This window comes from Winslowiella iniecta (assembly GCF_001267535.1).
Lineage (GTDB): Bacteria > Pseudomonadota > Gammaproteobacteria > Enterobacterales > Enterobacteriaceae > Erwinia > Erwinia iniecta.
The window spans coordinates 36,405-46,004 of record NZ_JRXE01000006.1 but is presented as its reverse complement, the minus strand read 5'-3'; the positions used below and the strand labels follow the sequence as shown (position 1 = coordinate 46,004).

Genomic DNA, 9,600 nt, shown 5'->3' with positions numbered 1-9,600 from the left:
CGTTTTTTATTTGACGACGCGAAGCGCCGGACGACCACCGCGTGGCGGCGTGTCATCAGGGTTATCATCATCATCGCTACTGTTATCAGGACGATCGCCATCAATGACCGACATCACGGTTTCTGATTCATTCTGCTCAGCCGTGAAATTATGCTCGCCACCCTCTTCATAGGCCGGCTCAGGCTCAAACATAGTGCCTGCACCGTTCTCACGGGCGTAGATTGCCAGTACCGCATTAAGCGGTACGGTAACCTGACGAGGAACGCCACCAAAGCGGGCGTTGAAGCGGACGTCATCATTGCCTAACTCAAGGTTACCGACGGCACGCGGCGCAATGTTCAGAACGATCTGTCCATCACGGGCATACTCCAGCGGCACCATAACGCCAGGCAGATTGATGTCTACGACTAAATGCGGCGTCAGCTGGTTATCCAGCAGCCACTCGTAAAACGCTCGCAGCAGATAAGGGCGACGTGCGGTTAGTTGAGACATTTCCATCCGATTAGCCCCGCGTTTGCAGGCGCATTTCGCGTTCCGCTTCCGTCAGGGAAGCCAGGAAGGAATCACGCTCGAACACACGCGTCATATAGCCTTTCAGCTCTTTCGAGCCACTGCCGATCAGTTCGATACCCATCTGCGGTAAACGCCACAGCAGCGGTGCCAGATAGCAGTCAACCAGGCTAAATTCTTCGCTCATAAAGAATGGCGTACGGGAGAACAGCGGTGCAATCGCCAGCAGCTCTTCACGCAGTTGTTTACGTGCCGCGTCAGCTTCCTGCGCGTTGCCGTTTTCAACTTTACGCATCAGGCTGTACCAGTCCTGCTCGACGCGGTGCATCATCAGACGGCTCTCACCGCGTGCAACCGGGTACACAGGCATTAATGGCGGATGCGGGAAACGCTCATCAAGGTATTCCATGATGATGCGGGATTCATACAGCGTCAGCTCGCGATCCACCAGCGTTGGCACGGTGCGATACGGGTTGAGGTCAATCAGATCCTGCGGCAGATTATCCGTTTCAACCTGCTCGATCTCTACACTGACACCTTTCTCAGCCAGCACGATACGTACCTGATGGCTAAAAATGTCAGTCGGACCAGAAAACAGCGTCATTACCGAACGTTTGTTGGCAGCGACAGCCATGAAAACCTCCAAGTTTATCGAGAAAATTACTGCGAATAGCCAACCACGCGGCGACTAACCTGCTTGATATAACCCCTCGCAGCCAAAAGTTGCGCAGATCCAGCATCCAGACAGGATAATCATGCGTAACTACCCGGCATACGGGCGCAAAGTGACAGACAGTTTACCAGATTTTAAGCGACTTGTGGGGGCAGTGTTGAAGATTTGGCGGGAAAATGCTAGTCAGCAGGGTAAAACGACAGATTACACTTGCTACAGGCAATAAAAAACCCGGTGCAAGCACCGGGTTTTTCGATAATTTGCTCTGTAAACAGGGCGAATTAACGCTTGGAGAACTGTGGACGACGACGTGCTTTACGCAGACCGACTTTCTTACGTTCAACCTGACGCGCATCACGAGTAACGAAGCCTGCTTTACGCAGTTCGCCACGCATGGACTCGTCGTACTCCATCAGAGCGCGTGTGATACCGTGACGGATCGCACCAGCCTGACCAGAGATACCACCACCTTTAACGGTGATGTACAGATCAAATTTACCAACCACATCCATCAGTTCCAGCGGCTGACGAACTACCATGCGGGCAGTTTCGCGACCGAAGTACTGTTCCAGTGAACGCTGGTTGATAACGATGTTACCACTGCCCGGCTTGATAAAGACGCGAGCGGTAGAGCTTTTGCGGCGACCAGTGCCGTAGTTTTGATTCTCAGCCATTGCCTATAATCCCGATTAAATGTCCAGAACTTGCGGTTGCTGTGCCGCATGGTTGTGCTCGTTGCCCGCGTAAACTTTCAGTTTACGGTACATAGCACGACCCAGCGGGCCCTTTGGCAGCATGCCTTTAACCGCGATTTCAATCACACGCTCAGGACGGCGAGCAATCATCTCTTCGAAGGTCGCTTGCTTGATACCACCGATGTGGCCGGTGTGATGGTAATAAATCTTATCGCTACGCTTGTTGCCGGTTACAGCAACTTTCTCAGCGTTCAGAACGATGATGTAATCACCAGTATCAACGTGCGGAGTGTATTCCGCTTTGTGCTTACCGCGCAGGCGCAGAGCCAGTTCAGTCGCCAGGCGACCTAAAGTTTTGCCCGTTGCGTCAACAACGTACCAGTCACGTTTTACGGTTTCTGGTTTAGCTGTAAAAGTTTTCATTAAAAGCTTACCCAAATTAAGTTACACGTTGGTGAAATCCCAAACGCTTGAATAAACGGTTGAGGCTCACACGACCATCTTGACCAGCAAGCCCACCCCTTCGGATAGAGTTACTGGAACGCAAAAGTTTTTGGGAAAAAAAACCAATGCCGTAACGTGGGGTCGCAAGATTATAGAGAAGTCGCACACAAAGCGCGACCCCTTTTTACGATTAAATCCACTTCCGCCCAGGGTTTTTTAGCGGTTACGGCAAATGATCGAGACGCAGATATTCTTCACTCTGCATCTCCTGCAAACGCGATAAACAGCGCTGGTACTCAAATTTCAGCCGCTCGCCCTGATAAATTTCAAACAGTGAGGCTTCTGCAGCGACCACCAGCTTAACGTGACGCTCGTAAAACTCATCCACCAGCGCCAGAAAACGGCGCGCCTGATCTTCAGTGCGATTGACCATCACCGGCACGTTATACAGCAGCACGCTATGAAAACGGCGCGATAATTCAATGTAATCGTGCTGACTGCGCGCTTCACCGCACAGCGTGTGGAAATCCATCGCCACCACCCCTTCCGCCATTCCCAGCGTCGGCAATGGCCGGTGATTAATTTCCAGCACCGGCTTCTCGTCATCGCGTGCCACGCCGGCCAGCGCGACAAACATTCTCTCCATCTCGCGCGTGGTTTCGTCATTCAGCGGCTGCATCCACAAATGGGCCGACGTCAGGGTGCGCAGACGGTAATCGATCCCGGCATCGACGTTCATAATATTGCAGTGACGTTTAATCAGCTCAATCGCTGGCAGGAAACGCGCGCGTTGCAGGCCATTACGATAAAGATCGTCCGGCGGAATATTCGAGGTCGCCACCAGCGCGATACCACGAGCAAACAGCGCTTCCATCAAGGTTCCCAGCAACATCGCATCGGTGATATCGGAAACGAAAAACTCATCAAAGCAGAGAATATCGGTCTGCGCCTTAAAGCGATCGGCGATAATTTCCAGCGGATCGGGCTGCCCCTGAAGTTCGGTCAGCTGCTGATGCACCCGCAGCATAAAGCGATGAAAGTGCAGACGCAGCTTACGGTCGCCAGGAATAGCCCGAAAAAACATATCCATTAACCAGGTTTTGCCGCGCCCCACACCGCCCCACATATACAGCCCGCGAACCGGCTGCTGCGGCACCATTTTCTCCTTGCCCATCAGCCGGTTTAGCTTGCCAAGCAGACCTCTGGACGGTGCAGCCGCCGCCGCAGGTGTGGCGATCAATGCCTGCTGGATAGCGTCTAAACGGGTTATCGCTTCACGCTGAACATCGTCGGGTTGATAGTCGCCGTTATTCAGCGCCTGCTGATAAAGCGCCAGAGGAGAAGTCGTTTGCATTGTTAAATCACATTCCCTAAAAGTGGTCTGTCACGCAGCCGGTTGACGAAAAAAAGGCCGTTCTACACTAAGCGAAGCTGCCGCGGGATTCCACTTCGATTCGATAAGCGGGTATAGTGGCTATTATTAAGTTGATAGGCCCTACGGAACAACGAAGACAACATGGGAGTCATTATGACCTGGGAATACGCGCTTATTGGTTTGGTGGTTGGAATTATTATCGGCGCAGTTGTCATGCGTTTTGGTAACAGAAAATTGCGTGAGCAACGCAGCATGCAGTACGAGCTGGAAAAAACCAAAGCCGAGCTGTCGGATTATCGTGAAGAACTGACCAGTCACTTTGCCCAGAGTGCAGAGCTGCTGGACAATATGGCGCGTGATTATCGCCAGCTGTATCAGCATATGGCGAAAGGTTCGAACGACCTGCTGCCGAATCTGCCGGGTGAGAAAAACCCATTTGCTTATCAGTTAACTGAAGCAGAAGCGGATAACGATCAGGCACCGGTGCAGATGCCGCGCGACTACTCTGAAGGCGCATCCGGCCTGCTGCGTGGCGAACCCGCCAAACGCGATTAATTTACTCTCAGGGGCGCAATGGCGCCCCTAATTACCTAAAAAGCGTCGAACCCTTTTCCGAATTATCTGTCACAGTTTTCAGTCTCCACAACTATTTCCCCCTCAATTTTTTAGCAGCGAGAGCGTCGTAGCGATGAAAAAAAAATCATTCCTGTTTAGCGCATTAGCATTAAGTATTGGCATGAACTTAACCCTCGCTCCACAGGCGCTGGCGGCACTTCCTGCTCAGATTCAGGGTCAACCGCTGCCAAGCCTGGCACCGATGCTGGAAAAAGTACTGCCGGCAGTGGTCAGCGTGCATGTTGAGGGAACTCAGACACAGTCACAGGACATTCCCGAGCCGCTGAAGCGCTTTTTCGGCCAGGGAGGCGCCCGCGAAGGACAACCGCAGCCATTTGAAGGGCTGGGATCCGGCGTGATTATCAACGCCGAAAAAGGCTATGTGCTGACAAATAATCATGTGGTTAATGGTGCTGATAAAATTAACGTCCAGCTCAGTGATGGCAACGAATATGACGCCAAACTGATTGGTCATGATGAGCAAACCGATATTGCCCTGATTCAGATTAACGGCGCAAAAAACCTGACGCAGGTGAAAGTCGCGGACTCCGATCAGCTGAAAGTGGGTGATTTTGCCGTGGCTATCGGCAACCCGTTTGGCCTCGGACAAACCGCCACTTCGGGGATTATTTCCGCTCTGGGCCGCAGCGGGCTGAATCTTGAAGGGCTGGAAAACTTTATTCAGACCGATGCCGCGATTAACCGCGGTAACTCTGGCGGTGCGCTGGTGAATCTGAATGGCGAACTGATCGGCATCAATACCGCGATTCTGGCCTCCAGCGGCGGCAATATCGGCATCGGCTTTGCTATTCCGGGCAATATGGCGATGAACCTGGCGCAGCAGCTGATTGAGTTTGGCGAAGTGAAGCGCGGCCAGCTGGGAATCAAAGGAACCGAAATGACTGCGGATATGGCTAAAGCGTTTAAGGTTGATGCCCAGCGCGGTGCCTTCGTCAGCGAGGTGCTGCCTAAATCCGCCGCCGCCACTGCCGGCATTAAATCCGGCGATATCATTACTGCCGTTGACGGTAAACCGATCACCAGTTTTGCCGAACTGCGCGTGAAAATTGGTACTACCGCGCCAGGTAAAGAGGTGAAGATCGGTCTGCTGCGCGAAGGCAAGCCGTTGACGCTGACCGTTAAGCTGGAAAGTGGTACCCAGAGTAGCGCCAGCGCCGCCCAGCTGTCACCGGCGTTGCAGGGCGCAACCCTGAGCGACAGTCAGCTGAAAGATGGCACCAAAGGGGTGAAAGTTGATGACGTCGCCAAGTCGACCCCGGCGGAACAGGTTGGTCTGCATAAAGATGATGTGATTATCGGCGTCAACCGCGCGCCGGTTCACAACCTGGCAGAACTGCGTAAGATTCTGGAAGCCAAACCACCGCTGGTAGCACTGAATGTGGTACGCGGCGGGGAAAGTATTTACCTGCTGCTGCGTTAACATCACGACGCGGACACAACACCATGTTGTGTCCGCGTAACTCATGTTATTCTGCCTTTCGTCTAATTCTGGCTCAACTTAACACCATGTTTCCTAAACTTTTGCGTTCGGTAATTCTAGGCCTGATCGTCGCAGGTATTTTATTAGCAGCGATGCCAGCGCTGAGGATTGGCAGTAATCTTATGTCGGCGCCGGATAACAGCGCCGACCAGACGCCGGTAAGCTACAATCCCGGCGTGCGACGCGCCGTGCCCGCTGTCGTTAACGTCTATAACCGCGGCGCGACAAATGGCACGCAAAATCACGGCGTCACCACGCTGGGTTCTGGCGTGATTATGAACGAAAAAGGTTACATCCTGACTAACCGGCATGTGATTAACGATGCCGATCAAATTATCGTCGCTTTGCAGGATGGGCGTTTCTTTGAAGCAATGCTGGTCGGCTCCGACAGCCTGACCGACCTGGCGGTATTAAAAATTACCGCATCCAGCCTGCCGGTCATTACTATCAACCCGAAACGTGTGGCACACGTCGGTGATATCGTGATGGCGATCGGTAATCCTTACAACCTCGGACAAACCGTCACCCAGGGCATTATCAGTGCCACCGGACGCGTGGGTCTTAGCCCTTCCGGCCGCCAGAACTTCCTGCAAACCGACGCCTCAATTAACCACGGTAACTCCGGCGGTGCGCTGATTAACTCGCTCGGCGAGCTGATGGGCATTAACACGCTTTCGTTCGATAAGAGTAACGATGGTGAAACGCCGGAAGGGATTGGCTTTGCGATTCCTACCGCATTAGCGACCAAAATTATGGATAAGCTGATTCGTGACGGACGGGTGATCCGTGGCTTTATCGGCATCACCGGGCGCGAAGTGCCACCATTACATGGTCAGGGTGCCGGTATTGATCGGATTCAGGGGATTGTGGTCAGTGAAGTCGCGCCAGGCGGCCCGGCGGCGAAAGCCGGCATTCAGGCTAATGATGTGATCACCAGCGTTAACGGTAAAGCTGCCGTGTCTGCGCAGGAGACGATGGATCAGGTGGCAGAAATTCGCCCTGGTTCGGTGATTGAAGTACAGGTTAATCGCAACGATCAGAAACTGACGCTGCCCGTGACCATTCTCGAATATCCGCAGGAAAATTAATTCTGGAGCCTGTAGGGGAGCCGTTATCGGCTCCCGCCCTGATGGTATGCAGAGTGCAAACCCTCGGCACGGGCGGCGAAAGCCGCCGCCCCTACAAAATAAGTTCCGGAAAACTTATTTAACGAACTCTTCGCCCAGCTGAATATCTTTCTTCAGCGTATCCAGCATGCCTTCCAGCGCCTGCTTCTCGAACGCGCTCAGCGTACCGACAGGCTTACGCTCTTCAATGCCGTTTTTGCCCAGTAGCAGTGGCTGAGAGAAGAAACGCGCATGCTCGCCGTCACCTTCAACATAAGCACACTCAACCACATTGCTTTCGCCTTTCAGTGCACGCACCAGAGACAGGCCGAAGCGTGCCGCTGCCTGACCCATCGACAGTGTTGCCGATCCGCCACCGGCTTTGGCTTCAACCACTTCAGTACCCGCATTCTGGATACGTTTCGTCAGGTCGGCCACTTCCTGCTCGCTGAAGCTGACGCCCGGGATCTGTGACAACAGTGGCAGGATAGTCACACCAGAGTGACCACCCACAACCGGCACATTCAGCTCTTCAGGCTGTTTGCCTTTCAGCTCAGCAACAAAGGTGTTGGAGCGGATGATATCCAGCGTGGTCACGCCAAACAGTTTGTTCTTGTCGTACACACCGGCTTTTTTCAGCACTTCAGCCGCAATTGCCACCGTGGTGTTCACCGGGTTAGTGATAATCCCGATCAGTGCTTTCGGGCAAGTAGTCGCCACTTGCTCAATCAGGTTACGCACGATACCGGCGTTGACGTTAAACAGGTCGGAGCGATCCATACCTGGCTTACGCGCCACGCCTGCGGAAATCAGTACCACGTCCGCACCTTGCAGCGCCGGGGTAGCATCTTCACCGCTGAAACCTTTGATTTTTACTGCCGTAGGGATGTGGCTTAAATCGACTGCAACGCCTGGGGTTACCGGAGCGATGTCGTACAGGGAGAGTTCTGAACCTGCCGGAAGCTGGGTTTTAAGCAGAAGTGCGAGAGCCTGGCCAATACCGCCAGCTGCACCGAGAACTGCAACTTTCATCCTAAACTCCTTATTATTGTGAGCAGAAAAGTGCCGGAAATCCATCCGGTTACGACCATAACCAACCTGTGAGGTAATGACGAGGGTGTTGTCATCGTTTTGCGTGCTGTCGCACTGAATCGAACACAAATCGCTGGGACTGACCGTATTACGTACAGGTTTAACGCCAATCGTAACAACATGCAGACACATTATTCGGCGGTTACATTACACCTTTAGCGGTTATCAGAACAACATCAATTTTATAACAATCTGTTCACTTGCAATCTCATAGCTATGCGCTACCACACGATTTTTCATCGCGAAGAAAATTTGGTAGAATGCGCGCCCGCATTGAAAATTCCGCAACTTACGCCTCAAGGCGGTTTGCATAATAATTCATTTAAATGCATAATAATTTATCGCCCGGCATCGGGTATCCCGTTTTACTTTCTTCTATATCGGTAGCCTATGCGTAACCCATCAAAACAAGAAGATTTGATTAAGGCATTCAAAGCCTTATTAAAAGAAGAGAAGTTTAGCTCTCAAGGCGAGATTGTGCTGGCGCTGCAGGATGAGGGTTTTGACAATATCAACCAGTCCAAAGTGTCGCGCATGCTGACCAAATTTGGCGCCGTGCGCACGCGCAATGCCAAAATGGAGATGGTTTACTGCCTGCCAGCCGAGCTTGGTGTGCCGACTACCACCAGCCCATTGAAAAACCTGGTGCTGGATATCGATTATAACGATGCGCTGGTGGTGATTCATACCAGCCCTGGCGCGGCTCAGCTGATTGCCCGCCTGCTGGATTCACTGGGTAAAGCCGAGGGTATTCTGGGCACCATCGCCGGTGACGACACCATCTTTATTACCCCGGCGCGCACGTTTACCGTCAAGCAACTGTATGACGCGATCCTGATGTTATTCGAACAAGAACTTTGAAGCGCAGCGACGAAAATGCGGCATCACCTGCCGCTTAACGCGCGTTATCATCACATTTACTTAGAGCCGATTTCCCATCGGCTCTTTTTTTTTGTTGCTTTACGCCCGGCTTATATGGGATAAAACACCAGAAAGAGACATCAATCTCACTCTTTTCTCCTCGATCTTCCCCACAACCAGCGTGATCCACTGCAAATTTACGCACAAATAGCTAAAGTAACGTAGGTTATTGTTTTTACATGACATTAACATGACATGTATAAATTATAAGCATTTTTTATAACCATCGGTTATTAAAAAGTCATTCCCGTGCAAAGAATCCCAACAAAACATTATTAGCAAGGTATTAATTTCCTACGTGATTAGATCTATAATTATTTTCGTGATGACAATCACACTAAACAAAAAGATAAAAATAGACGACGAGGAAATGAACATGAACGTTAAAACTACTATCGCTACCTTAGGCATACTTTCTGCTCTGTCATTCGGCGCTTTTGCAGCTGAATCCGTTACCGCAGAACAGGCACAAAATCTGCAGTCTGTTGGCACCATCAGCGTAAGCGGCATCGCCGGCTCACCAATGGATATTCATCAGGCTCTGGTAGAGAAAGCGGATAAGCAAGGTGCCAGCGCTTATCGCGTCATTGAGGCTTATAACAACGGCAACTACCACGCGACCGCTGAGCTGTATAAATAAGCACATTCGCAGTACGACATTAAATAAC

Annotated in this window: 11 protein-coding genes; 5 read left to right on the top strand and 6 right to left on the bottom strand. The window is 51.9% G+C overall.

Translation table 11 applies throughout. The features are described 5' to 3' along the window. Positions 1–6: 6 nt before the first annotated feature. From sspB to zapE, 5 genes are all read right to left on the bottom strand, one after another. Positions 7–498, bottom strand: coding sequence for a ClpXP protease specificity-enhancing factor (gene sspB / locus NG42_RS05405; protein ID WP_052898250.1), 492 nt, complete (start codon positions 496–498; stop codon positions 7–9). 4 nt (positions 499–502) lie between these two features. Then, positions 503–1,144 carry a stringent starvation protein SspA gene (gene sspA, locus NG42_RS05400; RefSeq protein WP_052898249.1) on the bottom strand — a complete coding sequence of 214 codons (642 nt, stop codon included), beginning with the start codon at positions 1,142–1,144 and terminating at the stop codon, positions 503–505. Positions 1,145–1,464: 320 nt separating this feature from the next. Continuing rightward, entirely contained in the window at positions 1,465–1,857 is a 393-nt protein-coding gene (rpsI, locus tag NG42_RS05395; protein ID WP_052898248.1) for a 30S ribosomal protein S9, read from the bottom strand. 15 nt (positions 1,858–1,872) lie between these two features. Next, positions 1,873–2,301: a 50S ribosomal protein L13 gene (gene rplM / locus NG42_RS05390; RefSeq protein ID WP_052898247.1), complete on the bottom strand. Its 429-nt coding sequence runs from the start codon at positions 2,299–2,301 to the stop codon at positions 1,873–1,875. A 244-nt stretch (positions 2,302–2,545) separates the two neighbouring features. Beyond that, a complete protein-coding gene (gene zapE, locus NG42_RS05385; RefSeq protein WP_052898246.1) occupies positions 2,546–3,676 on the bottom strand; it encodes a cell division protein ZapE in 1,131 nt (376 codons plus the stop codon). A 174-nt stretch (positions 3,677–3,850) separates the two neighbouring features. Here zapE and zapG point away from each other — a divergent pair, with 174 nt between their 5' ends. From zapG to degS, 3 genes are all read left to right on the top strand, one after another. Further along, positions 3,851–4,252, top strand: coding sequence for a Z-ring associated protein ZapG (zapG, locus tag NG42_RS05380; protein WP_052898245.1), 402 nt, complete (start codon positions 3,851–3,853; stop codon positions 4,250–4,252). Between the two features lie 133 nt (positions 4,253–4,385). After that, positions 4,386–5,753 carry a serine endoprotease DegQ gene (gene degQ, locus NG42_RS05375; protein WP_052898244.1) on the top strand — a complete coding sequence of 456 codons (1,368 nt, stop codon included), beginning with the start codon at positions 4,386–4,388 and terminating at the stop codon, positions 5,751–5,753. 86 nt (positions 5,754–5,839) lie between these two features. After that, a complete protein-coding gene (gene degS / locus NG42_RS05370) occupies positions 5,840–6,901 on the top strand; it encodes an outer membrane-stress sensor serine endopeptidase DegS (protein WP_052898243.1) in 1,062 nt (353 codons plus the stop codon). A gap of 114 nt (positions 6,902–7,015) precedes the next feature. On the opposite strand, the gene mdh is transcribed toward degS, so the two are convergent. Beyond that, positions 7,016–7,951, bottom strand: a complete 936-nt coding sequence (mdh, locus tag NG42_RS05365; protein WP_052898242.1) for a malate dehydrogenase — start codon at positions 7,949–7,951, stop codon at positions 7,016–7,018. A 450-nt stretch (positions 7,952–8,401) separates the two neighbouring features. Here mdh and argR point away from each other — a divergent pair, with 450 nt between their 5' ends. Further along, positions 8,402–8,872, top strand: coding sequence for a transcriptional regulator ArgR (gene argR / locus NG42_RS05360; protein WP_052898241.1), 471 nt, complete (start codon positions 8,402–8,404; stop codon positions 8,870–8,872). A 436-nt stretch (positions 8,873–9,308) separates the two neighbouring features. Continuing rightward, complete coding sequence (gene yhcN, locus NG42_RS05355; protein WP_052898240.1) at positions 9,309–9,572, top strand: peroxide/acid stress response protein YhcN; 264 nt, start codon at positions 9,309–9,311, stop codon at positions 9,570–9,572. Positions 9,573–9,600: the final 28 nt, after the last annotated feature.

What these genes read in the sequence shown, in the direction of transcription:
- sspB (WP_052898250.1), bottom strand. Translation starts at nt 498, where the DNA reads ATGGAAATGTCTCAACTAACCGCACGTCGCCCTTATCTGCTGCGAGCG.
- sspA (WP_052898249.1), bottom strand. Translation starts at nt 1,144, where the DNA reads ATGGCTGTCGCTGCCAACAAACGTTCGGTAATGACGCTGTTTTCTGGT.
- rpsI (WP_052898248.1), bottom strand. Translation starts at nt 1,857, where the DNA reads ATGGCTGAGAATCAAAACTACGGCACTGGTCGCCGCAAAAGCTCTACC.
- rplM (WP_052898247.1), bottom strand. Translation starts at nt 2,301, where the DNA reads ATGAAAACTTTTACAGCTAAACCAGAAACCGTAAAACGTGACTGGTAC.
- zapE (WP_052898246.1), bottom strand. Translation starts at nt 3,676, where the DNA reads ATGCAAACGACTTCTCCTCTGGCGCTTTATCAGCAGGCGCTGAATAAC.
- zapG (WP_052898245.1), top strand. Translation starts at nt 3,851, where the DNA reads ATGACCTGGGAATACGCGCTTATTGGTTTGGTGGTTGGAATTATTATC.
- degQ (WP_052898244.1), top strand. Translation starts at nt 4,386, where the DNA reads ATGAAAAAAAAATCATTCCTGTTTAGCGCATTAGCATTAAGTATTGGC.
- degS (WP_052898243.1), top strand. Translation starts at nt 5,840, where the DNA reads ATGTTTCCTAAACTTTTGCGTTCGGTAATTCTAGGCCTGATCGTCGCA.
- mdh (WP_052898242.1), bottom strand. Translation starts at nt 7,951, where the DNA reads ATGAAAGTTGCAGTTCTCGGTGCAGCTGGCGGTATTGGCCAGGCTCTC.
- argR (WP_052898241.1), top strand. Translation starts at nt 8,402, where the DNA reads ATGCGTAACCCATCAAAACAAGAAGATTTGATTAAGGCATTCAAAGCC.
- yhcN (WP_052898240.1), top strand. Translation starts at nt 9,309, where the DNA reads ATGAACGTTAAAACTACTATCGCTACCTTAGGCATACTTTCTGCTCTG.